This is a genomic window from Puia dinghuensis, assembly GCF_014642875.1.
Taxonomy (GTDB): Bacteria; Bacteroidota; Bacteroidia; order Chitinophagales; family Chitinophagaceae; genus Puia; species Puia dinghuensis.
On the sequence record NZ_BMJC01000006.1, the window covers coordinates 383,382 to 403,453 of the forward strand.

Sequence of the window (20,072 nt, forward strand, 5' to 3'; positions counted from 1 at the left end):
ACATGGCAACGGTCATTATTCCCACGCCTTTACGAAAGTTCACCAACAACACGGCCCGGCTGCAGGTGGGCGCCGGTACTATCCAGGACACTGTCCACGAGCTCACCCGGAATTTTCCCGATCTGAAAAAACACCTGCTTGACGAACAGGGCAAGATCCGCAGTTTCGTCAATATCTTCATCGGCAACGATGATATCCGCGATCTTCAACACGAACACACGGCGGTGAAAGAAGATGCCGTGGTGAGCATTGTCCCGGCAATTGCGGGCGGCAGTCCCGATGATAAGGCGACTGGCGGCGCGGGGGCAAACGGCGCAGGCGGCGCGGCAAAAGACGTGGTCTTTTCCAGGGAGGAGTTGGCCCGTTATAACCGGCATATCATCATTCCGGAATTCGGCTACGAAGCGCAGCAGAAATTAAAGGCGGCAAAAGTGCTCGTCATCGGCTCGGGCGGCCTTGGGAGCCCCGGGCTGCTCTACCTGGCTGCGGCAGGCGTCGGCACCATCGGCATCGTCGATTTTGATGTCGTCGATGACAGCAACCTGCAGCGGCAGGTGCTGTTTGGCGTCGATGAGATTGGCAAGCCAAAGGTAGAAGCCGCCAAACGCCGGCTCGAGGCCTTAAACCCCTATATAAAGCTGAACATTTACAACACGCACCTGAATTCATCGAATGCCCTGGATATCCTTCGGGACTATGATGTCATCGCGGATGGAACGGACAATTTCCCCACCCGCTACCTCGTAAATGACGCATCGGTGCTGTTGGGAAAGCCCAATGTGTATGCTTCCATCTTCCAGTTCGAAGGACAAGTCTCGGTGTTCAACTACCGCGACAAGCAGGGGCAATTAGGACCGAATTATCGCGACCTCTACCCCTCCCCTCCCCCGCCGGGTCTTGTACCCAGCTGCGCGGAAGGCGGCGTCCTCGGCGTACTACCGGGCATCATTGGCAGCCTGCAAGCCCTCGAAGTGATCAAGGTGATCACCGGTGTCGGGGAAACGCTGTCCGGCCGCTTCTATATCTTCGATGCGCTGAATTTCGAGAGCAGAACCTTCCGGATAAAACCCCGCGAAGACAATCCCATCAGTGGCAAGAATCCGACCATCACCGCGCTGATCGACTACGAGCAATTCTGCGGAATGCGGGCAGTCGAGGAAAAGCCGTTGAAAGAGATCACGGCAAAAGAACTCTACGACTGGCAGGTGAAGGGTGAGCCTTTTCAACTGATAGATGTACGCGAGCCCCATGAGTATGACATCGTCAATATTGGCGCCGAGCTGATCCCCCTGGCGACGGTGGCTGCCAACAGCGATCGCATTCGCCGTGATGAGAAGGTGGTGGTGCACTGTAAGATGGGCGGGAGAAGTGCCAAGGCTATCCGGGAATTAGAGGAGAAATTCGGCTACACTAATCTCTACAACCTGAAGGGCGGTATCCTTGCGTACATCGATGAGGTTCAGCCAGAGCTGACAAAATATTAGGAATGTAAGAGCAGGTCGAGAAGCCGGGCGACTTTGTCCGGAGTGGGCAACATGGCGTTTTCCAGTCCGGTGTTCATCGGTACGGCGGGCAGGTCGAGGGCGCCGGCAACTTCCACCGGTGCATCCAGCAGGGTGAAACAGTTACGGGTGATGCGCCAGGCCAACGCTTCGGCGAAAGAATTGTTTTGTTGCTCTTCCGTCAGGACAAGACATTTCCCATGCCGGCCTACCGTCTCAAAAACCAATTCTTCATCGAGCGGATAAAGGGTGCGCAGATCGACGATCTCCACCTGCCCAGGGAAACGGGCGGCGGCGGCTTTTGCCCAGTATACGCCCATGCCATAGGTAATAATACAGCAGGTATCTCCGGCAGCGGTATGCTGCGCATCGGCAGCCAGAATACAAAGCCCCTTGCCAAAGGGCAGAACATAATCTGCCGAGGGCTCTATCGTCTTTGCTTCTTCTGTCCCAGGTACCTTGCTCCAGTAGAGTCCTTTGTGTTCGAGCATCACGACGGGGTTGGGGTCGAGGAAAGCGGACTTCATGAGCCCTTTCATGTCTGCGGCGTTGGATGGATAAGCTATTTTAATCCCTTTAATAGAAAGGAGGGTGGTTTCGATACTGCCACTGTGATAGGGCCCGCCGCCGCCGTATGCGCCGATAGGGATACGAATTAATGTCCGAACGGGAAATTTACCCTGGCTGAGATAACAGGATTTGGCCATCTCGGTCACCAATTGGTTAAACCCCGGATAGATGTAATCTGCGAATTGTATTTCGACGATGGGCAAGGCGCCGACAGCGCTCATACCCACGGTGGAACCAATGATATATGCTTCCTGGATAGCCGTATTGAATACCCGGTGGTCGCCAAACTGTTCGGCCAGGGTTGCAGCTTCCCTGAACACGCCACCGAGCCGCCGGCCGACGTCCTGGCCATAAAGCAGGGCTTCCGGATGCGCTTCCATTATTTCCCGGATGGCAAACAATGCCGCATCGACCATGATCACCTTTTCCCCATCTTCGGGTGTGCGCTCTCCTGTCTCCTGTGTCACGGGTGTCGGGGCAAATACATGGTCGGCGACGGTTGACGGGTCGGGCTCTTTCGCCCCCACGGCTTGCTGGAATTGCCGGGCGACCGATGCCCTGGCCTCCCGCTCGATCTCATTTAAACAGGCTTCTTCCACACCCAGCGCCAGAAGCTGCGATCTCAATTTTGGCAGCGGGTCGCGGGAAGTATGGGCAGCCATGTCAGCCTGATCGCGATAAAATTCTCTGCGGACCCCGCTGGTATGATGTCCCAGCAAGGGAACCTTTGCCTGTACCAGCCACGGACCATGGCCATCCCGCAGACTGCGGATCACTTCTCCGATGGCTTCATGCGCGCCGAGGAAGTCACTTCCGTCGATGCGCAGCCTTTCCATGCCGGTGAAGCCGGCGGCATAATCGTAGGCATCCATCGCCCGCGATTCATTCGAACGGACACTGATGCCCCAGTCATTATCCTGGACAAGATAGAGGATGGGTAATTGTTTAAGAACGGCAAATTGAAAGGCTTCGCTCACCTCTCCTTCGGTGACACTGGCATCCCCGAGCGAGCAAACGACAATGGGAGACTCTCCCCGTGGGCCCTTCCGCAGAAGGGGGGAGTGGATGGTTTCCAGGTAGCGAAGGCCCTGTGCGAGCCCCGTGGCGGGTATCGCCTGCATTCCTGTAGCGCTGCTCTGATGGAGCATCCGGGGACGGTCGTCACCGGTATAATTAGGATGGGCATAGTATTCCCGGCCACCGGTGAAAGGATCATCGCCTTTAGCAAGCAGCTGCAACATCAATTGATAGGGTTCGAAGCCAAGTCCCAGCAGGATGCTTTCATCGCGGTAGTAAGGGCTTATCCAGTCACAGGGTTGCAGGTGGAAGGCGGTAGCCAATTGGATGGCTTCATGACCGCGGGAAGTAGAGTGGACGTATTTGCAGAGTGGGCGGTTGTTCTCGTAGGTGGTGGCCATTTCCGCGGCGGTGCACATCAACCGCCAGGCTTTGAGCAAGATATCGATAGTGATCAATCGAATCTATTTTATTTCAACGGTGAATAAGCTATCGTCTTCGATAAAGCCTTCCAACTCATCCCCTACTACACATTCACCCACACCCGCAGGAGTGCCGGTGAAAACGAGGTCGCCGATGTTCACGGAGAAGTAATTGGAGATATAAGAAACAATCTTGTCAAAGCTGTTGATCATCAAATTGGAATTGCCCTGCTGCACCAATTCCTTGTTCTTGTACATGCAAAAATTGATATCCTTCTTATTCTTGATATTTTGCAGCGGTATCCATTTGCCGATGGCGGCAGAATTATCCCAGGCCTTGGCTTTTTCCCAGGGCAAACCTTTTTCTTTCAATTCCGTCTGAATATCGCGCGCAGTGAAATCGACGCCTACCGTGACGGCATCGTAATATTTGGAAGCAAATCTTTCCTGGATGTATTTCCCGTTCTTGGATATGCGAAGAACGAGTTCGCACTCGTAATGCAGTTCGTTCGTGAATTCCGGATAATAAAACGGTGTATGGGCTTGTAGTAAAGCACTCTTAGGCTTCATAAAAATGATAGGCTCTTCCGGAATCTCATTATTCAATTCCTTGGCATGAGCCACATAGTTACGGCCAACACAGAATATTTTCATATTCAATCAGGGTTTTTAAATAGAAAATTCTTAATCCAGTTTTCATTTGGCCTGAAGAGACCCTGGGTACTTACATAGGTATATTGAATATCAAAATACTTACTTATTAAGGATGAATGCAATATTTATGCGAAAATAAAGATTCCCCTTTACAAATCATAGTTCAAACTCCATTTTATTGTACTGGTTCATGGTACGCTCAATCCCAATAGCAGCGAAGCTTTCAACGACTTCGACACATTTCTCCACCTTCATCCTGACGACGGCTAATTCGCTTTCCGACCATTTGCCAAGTACAAAATCGATCTGCCTGCCCCGCGGGAAATCATTCCCGATTCCAAATCTCAGCCTGGGATAAGCATCGGTTCCGAGCGACTCCTGTATGCTTCGAAGGCCGTTATGTCCGGCATCGCTTCCACCGGGTCTTAGCCTCATTTTGCTTAGAGGAAGGGCCAGTTCATCCACGATGACAAGGATTTGAGCAAGCGGTATCTTCTCCCTGTCCATCCAGTATTTCACGGCCCGGCCGCTTTCATTCATATAGGTAGTCGGCTTAATACATACCAGGACATGCCCATGCCATTTCAATTCCACTTTCTCGGCTAAGCGCTCTATGCTAAAGCGCCCGTTGAGGCTGCCTGCCAGGGCGTCCGCCACGTCGAATCCAATGTTATGGCGGGTGCCGGCATAATCGGATCCAATATTACCAAGGCCGGCGATAAGGAACTTTCCCATTCTTTTCGGCCCTTCGGACGGCCGAAGGGGCATTAAAAATAACAAAAACCCGGTTAAAGTTTAACCGGGTTCCTACTAATAAAATAAATTATTTTTTGGCTGCCGCGGGTTTGGCTGCTGCTGCGGGAGCAGCGGCGGCCGGTGCTGCTGCCGGTTTAGCCCCAGCTGCAGGAGCTGCTGTAGCGGCTTCTTCCTGCTTCAACTGACGGGTCAGTACTATCGATGCGATGGGAATCCGGGGAGAGTTGAGTATCTCATAGTTATCCGCCTTCACATCTTCGACACGTACGTTACCATTCAATTCCAGTTCGGTAAGATCGACTTCGATATTTTCCTTCAGGTATTTCGGAAAGGTTTTAATCTTCAGCGCCTTCATCTTGGTGATGAGCTTACCACCGTCCTTTACCCCTTTCGCAGCACCAGTGAATTTGATGGGAATGGTCGCAATGACCTTCTTGTCTTCTACCAGTTCGAGGAAGTCGGCATGGATCAACACATCGCTCACCTTGTCAAACTGCAGATCCTTCAGGATGCAGGTATAGGATTTACCATCCACTTTGATCTCGGCTAACTGGAAATCAGGTGTATACACCAGTGTTTTAAACGACGTCAAAGGAGCTGAAAAATTCACCTCTTTTGCACCCCCGTAAATTACACCGGGCACTTTCTCCTCAGAGCGAAGTTGGCGGGTGGCTTGTTTGCCAATTTCGGTCCTGAGTTGTCCTTCGATTGTAATTGTCTTCATTTTTATGTGTATTTATTAATTACCTTTTGTCCTTCAGCTGCGAGTGAATGAACAAGCCCGTTATGCTTCGGTTCTCATGCGCATTGCGGATGGCTACTGCAAACAACTCCGCTACACTGAGCACCTTTATCTTCGGGCTGGGTCGCTTCAACGGTATGGTGTCACAAACCACCAATTCCTCCAGCACACTGTTCTCGATGTTCTCATAAGCCTTGCCGCTGAGCACCGGGTGCGTACATAAGGCCCTTACCGTACGCGCTCCCTTTTCCTTCAACAACCCGGCGGCCTTTGCCAGCGTGCCACCCGTATCACAGATATCATCGATCAAAACGATATCCTTGTCCGTTACATCCCCGATGACCACCATGCTGGCTATCTCATTAGCCCGCTTCCGGTGCTTGTCGCAGATGACCATCTCGGCGTTGAAGTAGCTGGCGATCTCCCGGATACGATTGGCGCTACCCACGTCAGGGGCCGCAAAGGTAAGATTTTGTATCGGAAGTGCCTCAATATAGGGAATAAAAATAGCGCTGCTGTCCAGGTGGTCGACAGGGATATCAAAATACCCCTGGATTTGGGGCGCATGGAGGTCCATGGTGATGACCCGGTCGGCGCCAGCCGACACTAACATATTGGCAATCAGCTTGCTACCAATGGCCACGCGGGGTTTGTCCTTCCGGTCCTGACGAGCATAGCCATAATAGGGAAGGACGGCAACGACTTTATAGGCGGAGGCCCGGCGGGCGGCGTCGATCATCAACAGCAGTTCGAGCAGGTTTTCCGCCGGGGCGCAGGTGCTTTGCACCAGGAAAACCATATCGCCCCGGATGCTCTCATTGAAAATGGGCTGAATCTCGCCGTCGCTGAAACGCGTAATAGTGATCTTTCCCGTTGGATGGCCGAATTGCTGGGCAATCTTCTCGGCCAGGTACTGGGAACCCGTGCCGGAAAAAATCTTCGCTAAATGCTGCATAGATGTGGTAAAATATGGGCGAAGATACTGTAAGCCAGCAATACTGGAGACCAAAAAATAAGGCCATCCTCTTATGGCAGAAAGCAAAAAAAGGCCTCTCCGGTTATTTACCGGAGCGGCCTCAATATGTTGTATGCTGTTTAACCTCGTTAGTGGTTAACCGACGCCAACTCATGCTTCGCAGAAGTGGCTATCACAACCTTCTCGGCTGCTTTTGCCTGAGACTTGGCATTAAAGGCGTAGAAAATGGAAGAACAAACAAAAATGGAGAAGAAGAGGGCGACAACGTACATGCCTATACAGAAAAAGAAGGGCTGCCAGCCGCCGATTGCGTTAAAAGTAGTTCGATTCATTGGATTTTAGATTAGTTTTCAAAAGGTTACAGTTGCTGTCAACTGTCTGGTACTGGATTACAAACGACAGAATGAAATCCTTATTTCATTCCTGTCGATAGAATCACAAAATAATCTTAAATTTCGATATTTGCAAGAGAATAGGAGGATTTATGGAAGGGAAGAAAAGAGCGATAAAGAATTGGGCGCCAGACGACAGACCGAGGGAAAAATTGATGGCCAAAGGAGCAGGCGCCCTGAGTGATTCCGAGCTGTTGGCTATTTTCATCCGAACCGGCGATGCCAGCAAGAACGCCATCGAATTAGCCAGATCAATATTAAACAGCTGCCAGGACAGCATACTGGAATTGGGAAGATATTCCGTCAACGATCTGATGAAGATAAAAGGGATTGGCAAGGCAAAGGCTGTTACCCTTATAGCCGCATTAGAACTGGGGCGAAGATGGCATGCCAGCAAAGCGATTCATTGTCCCATAATAAAAGGCAGCGCAGAAGCGAAGGAATACCTGCGACCCTTGATGGAGAATTATACGGTCGAAGTATTCGGGGTCCTTTATCTGGCGCAATCCGGCAGGGTCAAGGAGTTTGCCATCGTCAGCAATGGCGGCATCACCAGTACTACGGTTGACCCGAGGACCATTTTTCGCAAGGCCCTCGAAACAGGAGCAGTAAGCATCATCGTTTGTCATAACCATCCTTCCGGCAATGTCCAGCCCAGCAAGACGGACGAGGCATTGACCCAAAAGCTTCTCCATGGGTCTAAATTCCTGGACATCAAGCTACTAGATCATATCATCATCGGTAACAAAGGCTATTTCAGCTTTGCCGATGAAGGATTGCTGGCGGCCTAGCGGTCGGGCATGACGGGCAAGGCAGATGGCAGGGGGCTGACACCGCAGCAAGTTTGGCTGGCGATGCTGATGGCGCGTGTGGAATCAGGCCTGCGCAGTAGGCCCGCCAAAACTCATGGGTAATGGTACATCTTCCAGGTCCTGGATCTTTCCGTTGCCGGCTTCGAAACGGGCGATATTTTCTGTCAGCGCTTTCATGAAGCGTTTGGCATGTTGCGGGGTAAGAATAAGCCGGGACTTAACCTTGCTTTTGGGCGTCCCCGGCATAACGTTGACAAAGTCGATCACAAATTCGGCGTGGGAATGGGTAATGATCACCAGGTTGGCATACTGGCCTTCGGCCACTTCTTCACTGATCTCTATATTGAGCTGGTTATTTCCTGGTTGCTGGTCTGCCATTGCGGTATATTTTGGTAAAAATACAAAAGGACGCCCGATGAGCGTCCTTTTGTATAAAATACTGCCTGTCCTGTGGTCTATTCCCAGAACAGCTTGGCAGAAACAATATCGGTAGACCCGCCGGTAACGGCTTTTACTGCCGCAGCCCAGTTGGTCGGGTTGGAGCTTACTTCCAGGTTGGGATAGGTAAACCTCAGCGGCAGGTTCCCCGTGGCCCCGGTGGGCGGGCTTACTACATCCAGGTTGGGATATTTCAGCCTCCTGATCAGCGTCCAGGAATCCCAGTTGCGGTTGGCGAAGGCGATCCATTCCTGGTACCCTATCTGCTGTTTGTAATTCGCCGATGCACTCCAGGCCACAGTGGGCTGCGCAAGATAGGTCGTTGCACTGGCGGTCGTGCCACCCCAGAATACAACGGACGCCGTGATGGCATTGTTGTAGTTGGTGGCCGCGGTGCCGGCAGCAGCAACCCCTCTTGCGGCCGCCTCTGCCAGGTCGAAAGCTACTTCCGAATAGTCAAGCAGATCGCCGGGATAGTTGGCAGCGAGCCAGGTGTTTGAGAAGGTGGAAAGGGTGGAATAGGAATTACCGTTGCCCGCGATGCCGCCTGTGTACTTGCCGTTGGGGTCCGTGTTGTAGTACAAGGAAAGCCTGGGATCATTCAGACCCGACAGCGTGTTGACCATGTATGCAGCGGGACAGAAATCATGTCTTCCGCTGTTGACCATGGCCTGCCAGATGGGATTGGAATTACCCACAGTGCTCGGGTCATAGGTCATCACGGCATTGTCGGAATTGCTGGCGAACAGACCCGTCTGTATCGCTTCGCCTACTTTTTTGCTAAAGGTAGCTGCGTCGACATCGGCAAGGTACATGGACAGCTTCAATTTGAGCGAGGCTGCAAATTTCAGCCATTTCGCCACATTCCCGCCGTAGATCTGATCCGAACCGCCCATCGCGCTGCCGCCGGTGTTCAACCCGGCTATGCAGGTATCGACCCTGGTGAGCAGATCGTTGAACACCGTCTTCGCGTCATCGTATTTCGGGAAGGGGATGAGCCGGTTCTCTGCCTGCGAATAAGGGATGTTACCGTAGGTGTTCACCAGCAGGTTGTAGGTGTAGATCTCGAGCAGATCGGTGATGATACGATCGTTTTTCAGGGCCACGGGATCGGCGACATCAGTCGGATAAAGGTTCTTGGCGGCATACAGGTTGTCCAGCACGTTATCGTAAAGGGCATTCCACCAGCCATCCGGCGCCTGGTAGGCAGAGAAATTGTATCTCGCCTCATAAGTATAGGTGTTCTCGGTCCAGCTTTGGGCCAATATCCTGAAGGGCGCGGATGAAACACTCGTAGAAGTGACCGCGTCCACCAGGCTCTTTTCTGCTGAAAGGAAGACGGCGGCAGAAGGAGCAGTGACGGGCGCTTTCGGGTTGGTATTGTAGTCCGTCAGGTTCTTGGTACACCCGGAACCAAGAATGCAAATAGCTATAGGGATATAAAAAAACTTTTTCATTGATCGCATTTTTAGAATTTCACTTTGAGGTTGCAGCCTAATGTCCGAAGCGAAGGATAAGCACCATTCTGGAATCCAATGGAGCCATTGCCACCAGCCTGGCCCTGTTCGGGGTCGGCATAAGGCTCGTTCTTATGGATGATCCAGAGGTTGCGGCCGGTCAATGCTACATCGATGCCCTTGATACCGGCCTTCGAGAATATCTTGGCGGGCAGGGAGTAGGTGAGCGCTACTTCCCTGAGCTTGATGTAGCTGGCGTCATAGACGTATGATTTGTCGGCTTCGCCGTAGGACGAGCTGAAAGAATAAAGCCCTGCATTGATGTCGGATTCATCGATGCGCACCGTATTCGGTTTGCCGTCCTTCGTCACGCCCTGAAGGATAATGCCGCCACCTTGACTGAGGGGAGCCCTGGCAAGATGACCCAGGTCGTTGAGGCCGCCGGCATTCTGGGGATAGAGACCCGAGCTGGAACCGTAGTCCATATCGAGGGAATAGAGCTGGCCGCCCTGGCGGACATCGATGAGGAAGCTGAGCGCGAAGTTCTTATACTTCACCGTATTGGTGACACCACCTATCCAGTCCGGGTTGATGTTGCCGATATCCGAATGCGGATTGGCAGCGATGACGTAATGCCCGGTAGCATCCACTTCCCGCTGACCGTTGACATACACATAGTCCGTACCGCGGAGGATGCCATAGGACTTGCCCGTCTCGGCCACGAGCTGCAAGGCGTTTTGATAACTTTGCACAGTATACGCATATTGTCCGCCATAGAGCGAAACGACGAGGCTGTTGTTCTTAGCCCAGTTGACCGCGATGTTCCAGGAAAAATTCCTGGTCTGCACCGGGGTAGCGTTGAGCACCACTTCGACACCTTTGTTCTGGACAATACCGCCATTCTCGTAGAACACCTGGAAGCCGCTGGACCTGGAAACGTTCACCGGCATGATCTGGTTGACGAGCTGGGAATGGTAATACGTGACGTCCATGCCGAGCCGGTTGTTGAGGAAGGACGCTTCCACCCCGAACTCATAGCTCTTGTTCAATTCGGGTACAAGGTTGATATTAAAGTTGTTGAGGGAAGTCGAGAAGACCGTCCGGCCATTGTAGGGCGTTCCTGCGGTATAGCTATTCTGCGTATAGTAGACAGGAGCGGAAGCACCCACCTGTGCGTAGTTGGCCCGCAATTTCCCATAGGAGAGCCAGTTCAGAGTTGGCAGCAGCTTGGAAAAAACGAAGTTGCCCGATACCGACGGATAGTAATAGGTGTTGTTGCCGCTGGGGAGTGTCGAAGCCTTGTCCCTGCGCAACGTACCATCGATGGTCAGCATTTGTTTATACGTGAGGGTGGCGCCGGCAAAGAGGCCATCCACTTCCAGTTCGGAATAGTTCTCGGTGGGGGCAGAGATTGCCTTCAGCGAATTGGAAACAGACCAGAAGCTGGGAACTACCAGGCCGCCATTGGTCTGTGCGAGTATCGAAGAGTTCACTGTCTGCCGGACGTTGCCGCCAAGGAGTCCTTTCACATTGAAGTCCCCGAAGGTCTGGTCATAATTCAGCAGGAGGTCGTAGTTGGTTTCGTTGAAATGTACGTTGGTACGGGCATAGCTTGGCGTTTCCACGCTGCCTACATCCGTGCGCAACTCGATCAGCTGGTCGTAGTTATCCGTGGCGACCCTACCCAGCAAATTGAAGTGACCGAGGAACTTATAGTTGGCATACGCATAGCCGAAATAACGGTTGCGGTTATCGCTTTCGTAGTTGCGATAGAGCTGCCAATAGGGGTTGTTGTGATAGGCAGGTTTTGCGATATGCCCCAACGTATTGCTGGAATAGCCGCCCAGCCAGTTCCATGTCGCATTGCTGTTCGTCCGGAAGAAATCCGATTTCAAATCATTGATATCGACGTTGGTGGGAAACCATTGACGGAAGTCCGTCATGATATTGGTGGTGCCGGTATACTGGTAGAGGTTGCGGTTCACGGCGTTCTCGGCGCTGTAATTGATGGCGCCGCCCACGGTGAGGTCGTCCGTCACATTGTGCGTAGCGCTGAAGTCCAGGTTGTTCCGCAGCAGGTTGCTATTGGGGAAGAGGCCTTTGTCCGTCGTATTGGTATACCCGATCTTGAAGGTGCCCTTATCGCTTCCCCCGTCTACATAAACGCTCGCGTTGGTCGTCACGGGCGTCGCGAAGAAATCGGTCGCGTTGTGATGAGCAGCGGGTTTCCACGGGGTTGCTTTGCCGTAATTAGCGTTACCGGGCGAAAAAGCATCCCACTGATAGACCATCAGCGAGGGATCATACGCAGGGCCCGTACCGGCGTCGACGTCGGTCTGGACGATCTTTACGTTTTGTCCGTTGCTGTTGAAGGTGGGTTGATAATAGAAGAAGCCGGGCAGGTTGGGATTGCCCGGGTCGTTACCCGCGCTGCCATAGCCTTCGCCGTAAGTAGTCTGATAGGTGGGAAGGGTGCTCTTATCGGGAGAAGCCACTTGAACACCTCCATTGACGGTGATGCCAAGACCCCGGTTCCTGCGGCCTTTCTTTGTCGTGATGAGGATGACGCCGTTGGAGCCGCGGTTACCATAAAGGGCGGCTGCGGCGGGGCCTTTCAACACGCTCACCGACTCGATATTGTCGGGATTGACATCGGAGATGACGTTGCCCAGGTCGTAGCCGTTGCGGCTCTGGTTCGTGTTGTCGAAGGGAACACCGTCCACCACGAAGAGGGCCTGGTTGGTCTGGGTCAGCGATTTCAAACCACGCAATATCACGTTGGTAGAACCGCCGAGCGCGCTTTCCGAGGTGACGGTCAAGCCCGCCACCTTGCCCGAAAGGTTATTTGTAAAATTCGTCGAAGGAACCCGGTTGAGTTCTTCGGCAGTCACCTGCTGGGTCGCATAGGGCAGGGAGTTCCTGCTTCTGCGGATGCCTAGTGCGGTGACGACCACCTCATCGAGGTTGGTTTTGGCGCGGTCAACCTGGATAACCAGCGTGGATTGATCGCCGATGGGAACCTTCTTCAATTCGATACCCGTGCCTGTAATGACGAGGGTTGCGTTTTGGCCAGCCTTGATCTGGAAATTACCATCCGCATCGGCGCTTACGCCGCCTTTGGCGTTCTCTATGCGCACGGTTGCAAATGGGATTGGTTGGCCTTGGGGGTCTGTTATCCTCCCGGTAACAGTCCTTTGTTGAGCATAGGTCAGCGTGGAACAGAGTGCCAGCATTGACAGCAGTGAACAAAATTTTCTCATATTCTGTTTTTTTGTTTGGTCGGCTTCACAGCCGGTTTGTCCGAATAAATGAATGAAAGCATGAGCGCATATCGGTGAATGAATGCGTCAGATAGTCGATCAAACAAGAGTTGGTAATGAAGAATGGGAACCGGGAGAAATGCCACGGGCCAGGGAAAAGCGCGAATGGCGACCGATCGGCTGATGAAAAGTGACCAGGTGGGGAGTAAAGATGTCGAATAAGGCCCCGGGATTTGCAGGAGTGGATACAGCGTGTGACCCCTCTACTGCATTGTGTGCAGAAAGTTTCCTCATGTTAACAGCTTTCGTGTGTGACTTACTATTGACTCGTGAAAAACTTAACTTATCTAAAAGTTAAATTTTGCCAATATTAGGCAAATAGTTTGACAAAAAAATAATATTGAATGCTGCAAGACAGAAAAAAAACTTCTAGAGTCATAAAAAAACTGCCGGGAATGCGCGCACGACGAAACTAGCGCATTCCCGGCACGTGAGGTTAACCCTAATTGTTACCCCTTATTTATATAGTCTATTAAATTTTTTAAGAATATCTCATTAACATCGTCATCCTTGTGTTGCGAAAGATATTCTTCCACTTTTGTTTTCGCTGAGGGGAGCGCGGACCGGATGTTCTTTTTCTTTAATTCGACAGGCTGGTAGGCCTTTCCGCCGGGTGACACGATGTAATATTGTATTTTATCGACATATTCATCATAGTTGTTGCCGGATTCGACCAGGCCATCGGTGTGATAGTCGCTTTTTTTGAACTCGGTGGTGGTGAGGGAGTACAACCCGTAGTGGGCAGCGTCAAAGTGAGTGAGTATGCGGAAAAAAACTTCCGGCTTGATGAGGTCGAACCTGCCATAGTCCATCTCTTCCATCGGAGTGACGAGATGAAAGCCTTTGACGTGTGATCTCTCCGCTTCGATAACGGTCTGCCGGTCGAAGGAATAGTAAAGATCGTGGCTCATCTTGTCATAGTTGAAGACCAGCCTGTCGTTTTGCAGTACCGAGTCCTGGCTGGTGACAACATAGCCTTTGGCCCAGTCTGTCAGGAGCATGCGGCGGCCTTTTGTATTTTCCTTGGGCGCGTGGAAGTTGACAAAACTACCCACCGCTCTGGCATTGCCGTTGCCAATCTGTTGAGCGGACAGGTCGGAGATGGCGTTGTCGATAGTAACGGCATTGGAGGAAGATTGGGCGGCGGCTGCGCAGGATAAGGCCGTTGACAGTAGTAGGAGGGGGATAGGTTTTCTCATGATTTTCTTTTGAAGATACAAATTTTCTCAAAAAAAGAGGCCGGCTCCTAACGGAGCCGGCCTCACTTTACATATTGTTTTGTCAATAGAACTTATCCGTAATATTCCTGCCTGCACCTGCAGAATTATTGTAAGTGAAATTGAACGTAAACTTCTTATTCACTGGGTCGGCCAGGATGATGGTCGGCCCACCGGTGATCGTAATACCACCGGCCGAAGCGGACCCTGTGCCCGAACTCGGGAAGGACACGCTGAAGTTGCTAAGCACACCGTTGTTGTTGGTAAAGTCGACAATATAGGTCATGCCTGCGGAACCGCTTGTCACCGAGATCTCTGTTGGTGTGTTCGGAATGAAGGGGGTTGGCCCGATCTGTTGATCAAATGCCGGGGTCCCGGTTCCGGCAGTGTTATTGTACCGGATCCATTCCTGGTTGTAGTTGCCGGCCAGGGGGTTACCTATGGCATGGAAATAAATCGTTCCCATGTTGCCGCTGATGGTCGTGCCGGGAGCGGAAGTGATCGAGATAGGCAGCATATAGCTGTGGGTCGGATCGATCTTGTTGGGATGGAAGACGACCCAGAAGGTGTCAAGCCGGCTTCCCGCTTTTATCGTACCGGTTTTTGTGGGAAAGCTAAAGGTGGAATCGGGGAACATTTCGAACACAGTGGGGGGACCGGAAGCGTTGTAATTGGTCAGCGCGGTCTGATCGACACCGAGAGTAACAGACATATTCTTGGTCGGGGCGTAATCCGAGGCGATGTTGACCGTAAAGAATACGGAATCCGGGTCGTTAGCCCCGTTGAAGGACAGGGTTGCTGCGCTGAAGTAAGCAAGGCCACTGGCAGGAGCGTCCGTCGTACCGCTGGTGCTTGCCGTGGAGATCTCCGCGATGTAAGTTCCCTGGGTACTGGCGAGGTCCACATTCGGCTTATCCTTGAGACAGGCCGAGAAAAGGACTGCGGTGAAAAGAGGAAGAACTATTGAGATTCGTTTCATGATTTGTAAGATTAAAGTGATTAAGGCATCCAGAAGATCTTTCCATTGATGATATCGACGGTTCCCTGGGCAGTGACGTTGGCGGAGTTGGTGGTAGACTCGCTCGACGGATAGAGCAGGCGAACCGGGATATGGGCAGCTGTTGTCCCCGGATAGATGGAGACGGGCAGATCGGCCGGGATCCTCAGTCTTTTCCAGTTGTTCCAGGCGGTGACGGCATCGTACATATTCAGCGCGGCCCATTCCTGGGTGATCAGGAAAGTGAGCGGATCGGAAGCCAGGGAGAGATTGGTCTTAGGATCTGACTGTTGATCGTAGGTGGCTGCCGCGGCAGCAGGAGATGCGATACCCAACACCCGGAAGGATTCGCTTACTGCTTTCTGATAGAGAGCATCCATAGTGCCATAACTTCCGATGCTGAGATATCCTCTTTGGATGGCCTCCGCCTGGAGGAAAAGGCTTTCGAAGGCCGGAATGAGGTAGGCATTCTCACTGGCGGACGCCAGTACGCCGGGGCCGATGGAGGAGATCACTGTGTTGTGCTCACTACCGTCCTGGCTGCCGAAAACGCGGCCGTGGATGACACCGGAAGCGTTGGGTGCATAGAACCGGCCGGCCCTCGGGTCATTGTGATTGTTATAGAAGTTCACCGCATAAGCATTGGCGCGATAGAAGTCGTGATTGCCGTAGTTGGAACCGTTGGTTGTGAAGCCGACAAATCCATAGAAGGGGTTCTGCTGGGACTGGGTAGTGTTCGCATAGCCCGGGTTGACGGCAGCGTCCTGGCCGGCGCCGAGGAAGCTGCTGACGGTGAGCCCGTTGAGTTCGCTCTGGATGAGGGAAGCTCCGCCGCTGTACTGGGTAAGGTTGAGCAGTATCTTCAATTTCAGCGTATTAGCGAACAGGACCCAATTGGACATAGTTCCGCCGAACATCACATCGTATTTGCCCGGGTTGTCGGCAGCGGAGCTCGCGCCGTTGATGGCGGCGATGCCGGAGTCGATCTTTTTGAGGAGGGCGGGATAGATGGCGCTGCCATTATCGTATTTCGGGTAATTGAGTGTCCCGCCTTTCAGCGCGTCTGTAAAGGGAACATTGTTGTACATGTCCACCAGACGTTGATAATGGAAGGCTTCCATAATCTGTGCGATGCCGAAATAGTTGGCTTCATTGGCCGTCCGGGAATTGTTGATGATAGACTGGTAGTTGACCAGGCAGTTGGAATAAACAAAATCCCAATTGGAGGTGTACTGATTGTTGGTAAGATTATAGGTGGCTGTCGTCCCATAGCCCCCGTAGTCACCGCTGAAGGCCCAGTAGCCCATGAAGAGGTTGGCGAATTCGGAGAAGCCGCCGGAATACATGGAGGTCGCACTCCCAACCAGCGCTGAAGAAAGCTGGAACTGCGGCGTGACACTTGATGGTGTATTCGGGTTGGGGCTGTTGATATCGAATGTCCCCTTTTTACATCCCGCCGTCATCAACAGCAGAACGGATGTCGAGACCGTTATATATGTTTTTATTCGTTGAAGCATGGTAATTCGTTTTGTCTTCATTTAATGAATGATTAGAAAGTAAGGGAAAGCGTGGCGCTGAAGATGCGGGTTGGCGGAGCCTGTGCTTCCCCGGTACGGCCGACGTCGTTACCCGTGCCTTCATTGAATTCAGGATCTGTCCATTTGTTGGTAGAGGGACGGATCATGATCAGGTTTCTGCCGGAAACGATGAGCTGTGCCTTTTGGATAATCCTGGTTGCGGCAAAGATCGTCTTGGGGATATCGTAGCTGATGGTGACTTCCCGCAGCTTCCAGGCGGCAGCGCTGACAACATAGTTGGCGCCGACCGAGTTGTAGACACTGGGCCAAAAGTTGAAGTTGGCGTCGGAGACGGTGACATTGGTATTGGGCACCGATTTGCCGTTGACGATGATCACGGAATTCGGGAAGACGAAACGCTGTCTGCCGGTGGCAGCCGTTGTCGAGCCTACACCAGAGAAGTCCATGGCGTTGCCGATCCAGTTGAATATCTTGTGCCCGCCGCGATAGTCGGCAGTAGCCGAGAGGCTAAACCGCTTCCAGGTGACGTTGGTAGTGACACCAAGGATATCAGTAGGATTGGCATTACCCAGGATGGAGAGGCTTGAGCTCTTTGTCGGCGTGCCCGACACCGCGTCAACGATCACGCGGCCGGCGCCGTCCCTCACCCAGTCATATGTTTCGATGACGGGGTAGGCATGGCCCACGACGGCAAAGGAATTGGCATTAGACCCGTTGTTCTGACCCGCAAAGAGGAAGGGGTTTACCGACTGCGATATGGTCAGGCTCTGCTGGTTACCGTTGATGGCTAACACCTTGCTCTGGGTATGGGTATAGTTGACACCCACTTTCCAGCCCCAGTCCTTGGTATGGATGACGGTGGCCTGCAGTTCGAGTTCGAGGCCTTTATTGTCGGTGCTGGCGGCATTGACGAGGGCCTTATTAAAGCCGCTGGAGGTCGGAATCTGCGTGTAGACGATGCCATCCTTCAGTTTTTGCTCGTAAACAGCGGCCTTCAACGCGAGGATGTTCTTATAGCCCAGTTCGAGACCTACTTCATTCTCCGTTACTTTCTCCGGCTTGATATTGGGATTGGCGATGGTGCCGTTGAGCGCGTAACCGCCGACGCCATTGTAGGGGAAGCCCAGACCCGAAGAGCTCACCAGGGTCGCGTCAGTGGCGTAGGCGCCGTCCGCTATATAGGGAGAACCCTGAGCGAGGGCGGATACGTTACCCGTCAACGAGTGTGCCGCGCGCACCTGGATGTAATTGAGCCCGTCACTCCGACCGATGGAGGGGATCAGGTCGCTGATCACGAGCGAACCGTCCACATCATAATAAGGGATGTAACGGTTGTCCTTGGAAAGGCGGGAGTCGATGTCCGTCCGGTAAGACCCGTGGACGAAGGCAAACCCTTTGTATCCCACGGTAGCTTCCCCGAAGTAACCGAGCTTCCGGGCTTCTTCGCGTGCGCTGGCTACACCGGGAATACCCGTAAGGCTGCTGACGTTGTACACCGGGAAGAAGAGGGTGCCGGCATTGATCAGGGAGCCCTTTATCTGGTTGTCCAGGTAGGTGATCCCCGCAGTAGCCGTCAGGTTGAAGTCCTGGGTCAGGTTCTTATTGAAGGTGGCCAGGAAGTCCTGGGTAATGAGGAAGTTGGAAAAGGTGGCAGTCGCATAAGTCGGCAGTGTATTCCCAAGGCTGGCGTTGTATTTGGGCGACTCATCTACGCGAACGATGCCATTACCGGCGTAATTGGAATAATACACCGAGTCACTATGCTTTGAAGCAAAAACGGAATAGGTCTCCCCGGCGTTGCTGATATCATTGGTCCTGCCCAGATAGTTGGCCGAAAGCCGGTAGGAGAAGTTGAGCCAGGACGTGGGCTTCAACGCCAGATGGACATTTCCCTCCAGGTTGTTGTCCTGCGTTACGCTGCGGTCGTTGGCCAGTGTCCAATAAGGATTCGTGTAATAGTCGTTGTAATACCCATCCAGCGTGGAGTACTTATCCGTCGCCCAGTTCTTGTACCGGGAGATAGGAATGTCGGCAGGAGTCTGGATAAGCTGATCGTATACTGTTGCCGGCTGAGAGGTGAGGTCGGTCTTCTTATTAGTGTAAGAAAGGTTAAAATCGGCGGAGAAAATACCGGAAGTCCGGGATCCACCGAGACGGAAGACATCCCTTCTTCCTTTGTCACCCGGCATTACGCCTTTGGTGTTTACATCCTGTGCGCTGACAAAGAAACGGCTGTTTTCGTCGCCGGCGCTGTAGGAAAAGCTGTTCTGAGTAGTAATCGCGTTGTCGAAGAAGTCCCGTTTCTGATTCTTGATAGCCGAATAGGGAATATACTGATACGTCCCGTCAAAGATGGGACGGCCGATGGGCACCATGGCGCCGGGGCGGAACTCTGGGCCATAGGCCTGGTTCTCATACGGAATCGCGTCGTTGAGGTTGTTGAAATCGTTCACCCATTTTTCGCCCCCGTTGGAACCAAAGCGGGTTTGGTAATCCGGCATGTATGCTACGCGCTCCTGTTGTACGGTAGAAGCCACAGTAATGACGGGTTTACCCCGGGTGCCTTTCTTGGTGGTGACGACGATGACCCCGTTGGAAGCATCCGAGCCGTACACGGCGGAAGCGCTGGAGCCCTTCAACACCGTAATGTCGATGATATCGTCAGGGTTCAGCGTGCTTATATCATTATAAAAGATAGCGCCATCCACAACGTAGAGGGGCTGGTTGTTACCCGTGAGCGAACGGTTGCCGCGCAAGGTAACACGGGTGGGAGCAAAAACCCCGTTGTTGACGGTATTGATCTGAAGGCCCGAGACTTTGCCCGTCAGGCCGTTGACGGCGCTGATCGGCTTGGCCTGGGTAAGATCGCCGCCGGTGATCTTGGCAGTGGAATAACCCAGTGATTTGGCCTGTCTCTGAACACCCAGGGCGCCCGTGACCACGACTTCGGCCATATTGGACTCTTTTCTCGACACCTGGACATTGACGGTGCCGCCGCTAACCGTCACCGTTTTACTTTCGAAGCCGGCGCCGCTGATCACCAGCACATCGCCGTCTTTCACTTTAAGGGAAAAATAACCATCAGCATCGGCACTGGTAGCAGCCTTGGTCCCTTTTACCTGGATGGTAACAAAAGGAACAGGCTGACCCTGTTGGTCAGTGACCCTGCCGGTTGTAGTGGTTTTAGTTTGAGCATGCACTGATACAAATAAAAATATCAGCGATGCCATCAGCATTAGACATTTTCTCATGTGACTCTGAT

General features: G+C 52.6%; 15 protein-coding genes. 3 read left to right on the plus strand and 12 right to left on the minus strand.

Annotated elements, in window-relative coordinates; genetic code table 11:
- Positions 1-2 precede the first annotated feature (2 nt).
- Positions 3-1,484, plus strand: a complete 1,482-nt coding sequence (gene moeB / locus IEY39_RS26855; protein WP_188937453.1) for a molybdopterin-synthase adenylyltransferase MoeB — start codon at positions 3-5, stop codon at positions 1,482-1,484.
- Here the strand turns inward: moeB and IEY39_RS26860 are convergent.
- The 5 genes from IEY39_RS26860 to IEY39_RS26880 all read right to left on the minus strand — a co-directional run bounded on the left by IEY39_RS26860 (position 1,481) and on the right by IEY39_RS26880 (position 6,618).
- Positions 1,481-3,547 carry an alpha-ketoacid dehydrogenase subunit alpha/beta gene (locus tag IEY39_RS26860; protein WP_229689109.1) on the minus strand — a complete coding sequence of 689 codons (2,067 nt, stop codon included), beginning with the start codon at positions 3,545-3,547 and terminating at the stop codon, positions 1,481-1,483. The two genes, moeB and IEY39_RS26860, sit on opposite strands and share 4 nt — an antisense overlap.
- 6 nt (positions 3,548-3,553) lie before the next feature.
- On the minus strand, positions 3,554-4,165 hold the full coding sequence (locus IEY39_RS26865) for a fumarylacetoacetate hydrolase family protein (protein WP_188937454.1): 612 nt from the start codon (positions 4,163-4,165) through the stop codon (positions 3,554-3,556).
- Between the two features lie 156 nt (positions 4,166-4,321).
- Positions 4,322-4,900, minus strand: coding sequence for an aminoacyl-tRNA hydrolase (gene pth / locus IEY39_RS26870; RefSeq protein WP_188937456.1), 579 nt, complete (start codon positions 4,898-4,900; stop codon positions 4,322-4,324).
- An 88-nt stretch (positions 4,901-4,988) separates the two neighbouring features.
- Positions 4,989-5,645, minus strand: coding sequence for a 50S ribosomal protein L25 (locus IEY39_RS26875; protein ID WP_188937458.1), 657 nt, complete (start codon positions 5,643-5,645; stop codon positions 4,989-4,991).
- A 19-nt stretch (positions 5,646-5,664) separates the two neighbouring features.
- A complete protein-coding gene (locus IEY39_RS26880; RefSeq protein WP_188937459.1) occupies positions 5,665-6,618 on the minus strand; it encodes a ribose-phosphate pyrophosphokinase in 954 nt (317 codons plus the stop codon).
- Positions 6,619-6,632: 14 nt separating this feature from the next.
- Here IEY39_RS26880 and IEY39_RS26885 point away from each other — a divergent pair, with 14 nt between their 5' ends.
- Both IEY39_RS26885 and radC read left to right on the plus strand, forming a co-directional pair.
- Positions 6,633-6,986 carry a hypothetical protein gene (locus tag IEY39_RS26885; protein WP_188937461.1) on the plus strand — a complete coding sequence of 118 codons (354 nt, stop codon included), beginning with the start codon at positions 6,633-6,635 and terminating at the stop codon, positions 6,984-6,986.
- 137 nt (positions 6,987-7,123) lie between these two features.
- Positions 7,124-7,822, plus strand: a complete 699-nt coding sequence (radC, locus tag IEY39_RS26890) for a RadC family protein (protein WP_188937464.1) — start codon at positions 7,124-7,126, stop codon at positions 7,820-7,822.
- Between the two features lie 84 nt (positions 7,823-7,906).
- Here radC and IEY39_RS26895 read toward each other — a convergent pair whose 3' ends face one another.
- The 7 genes from IEY39_RS26895 to IEY39_RS26925 all read right to left on the minus strand — a co-directional run bounded on the left by IEY39_RS26895 (position 7,907) and on the right by IEY39_RS26925 (position 20,061).
- Positions 7,907-8,221 carry a DUF3467 domain-containing protein gene (locus IEY39_RS26895; RefSeq protein ID WP_188937466.1) on the minus strand — a complete coding sequence of 105 codons (315 nt, stop codon included), beginning with the start codon at positions 8,219-8,221 and terminating at the stop codon, positions 7,907-7,909.
- A 77-nt stretch (positions 8,222-8,298) separates the two neighbouring features.
- The gene (locus IEY39_RS26900; protein ID WP_188937468.1) at positions 8,299-9,738 is read right to left on the minus strand and encodes a SusD/RagB family nutrient-binding outer membrane lipoprotein; all 1,440 of its coding nucleotides are present in this window, start codon (positions 9,736-9,738) and stop codon (positions 8,299-8,301) included.
- Between the two features lie 11 nt (positions 9,739-9,749).
- Entirely contained in the window at positions 9,750-12,998 is a 3,249-nt protein-coding gene (locus tag IEY39_RS26905; RefSeq protein WP_188937471.1) for a SusC/RagA family TonB-linked outer membrane protein, read from the minus strand.
- A 509-nt stretch (positions 12,999-13,507) separates the two neighbouring features.
- Positions 13,508-14,257 (minus strand): hypothetical protein, encoded by a 750-nt coding sequence (locus tag IEY39_RS26910; protein WP_188937473.1) that lies wholly within the window; start codon positions 14,255-14,257, stop codon positions 13,508-13,510.
- 82 nt (positions 14,258-14,339) lie between these two features.
- Complete coding sequence (locus IEY39_RS26915; protein ID WP_188937474.1) at positions 14,340-15,254, minus strand: DUF1735 domain-containing protein; 915 nt, start codon at positions 15,252-15,254, stop codon at positions 14,340-14,342.
- A 20-nt stretch (positions 15,255-15,274) separates the two neighbouring features.
- Entirely contained in the window at positions 15,275-16,789 is a 1,515-nt protein-coding gene (locus IEY39_RS26920) for a SusD/RagB family nutrient-binding outer membrane lipoprotein (RefSeq protein ID WP_188937476.1), read from the minus strand.
- A gap of 32 nt (positions 16,790-16,821) precedes the next feature.
- The gene (locus tag IEY39_RS26925; RefSeq protein ID WP_188937481.1) at positions 16,822-20,061 is read right to left on the minus strand and encodes a SusC/RagA family TonB-linked outer membrane protein; all 3,240 of its coding nucleotides are present in this window, start codon (positions 20,059-20,061) and stop codon (positions 16,822-16,824) included.
- Between the last annotated feature and the right edge of the window lie 11 nt (positions 20,062-20,072).

Coding starts and splice junctions, on each gene's coding strand:
- moeB (WP_188937453.1), top strand. CDS start 3: ATGGCAACGGTCATTATTCCCACGCCTTTACGAAAGTTCACCAACAAC.
- IEY39_RS26865 (WP_188937454.1), bottom strand. CDS start 4,165: ATGAAAATATTCTGTGTTGGCCGTAACTATGTGGCTCATGCCAAGGAA.
- pth (WP_188937456.1), bottom strand. CDS start 4,900: ATGGGAAAGTTCCTTATCGCCGGCCTTGGTAATATTGGATCCGATTAT.
- IEY39_RS26875 (WP_188937458.1), bottom strand. CDS start 5,645: ATGAAGACAATTACAATCGAAGGACAACTCAGGACCGAAATTGGCAAA.
- IEY39_RS26880 (WP_188937459.1), bottom strand. CDS start 6,618: ATGCAGCATTTAGCGAAGATTTTTTCCGGCACGGGTTCCCAGTACCTG.
- IEY39_RS26885 (WP_188937461.1), top strand. CDS start 6,633: ATGGGCGAAGATACTGTAAGCCAGCAATACTGGAGACCAAAAAATAAG.
- radC (WP_188937464.1), top strand. CDS start 7,124: ATGGAAGGGAAGAAAAGAGCGATAAAGAATTGGGCGCCAGACGACAGA.
- IEY39_RS26895 (WP_188937466.1), bottom strand. CDS start 8,221: ATGGCAGACCAGCAACCAGGAAATAACCAGCTCAATATAGAGATCAGT.
- IEY39_RS26900 (WP_188937468.1), bottom strand. CDS start 9,738: ATGAAAAAGTTTTTTTATATCCCTATAGCTATTTGCATTCTTGGTTCC.
- IEY39_RS26905 (WP_188937471.1), bottom strand. CDS start 12,998: ATGAGAAAATTTTGTTCACTGCTGTCAATGCTGGCACTCTGTTCCACG.
- IEY39_RS26910 (WP_188937473.1), bottom strand. CDS start 14,257: ATGAGAAAACCTATCCCCCTCCTACTACTGTCAACGGCCTTATCCTGC.
- IEY39_RS26915 (WP_188937474.1), bottom strand. CDS start 15,254: ATGAAACGAATCTCAATAGTTCTTCCTCTTTTCACCGCAGTCCTTTTC.
- IEY39_RS26920 (WP_188937476.1), bottom strand. CDS start 16,789: ATGCTTCAACGAATAAAAACATATATAACGGTCTCGACATCCGTTCTG.
- IEY39_RS26925 (WP_188937481.1), bottom strand. CDS start 20,061: ATGAGAAAATGTCTAATGCTGATGGCATCGCTGATATTTTTATTTGTA.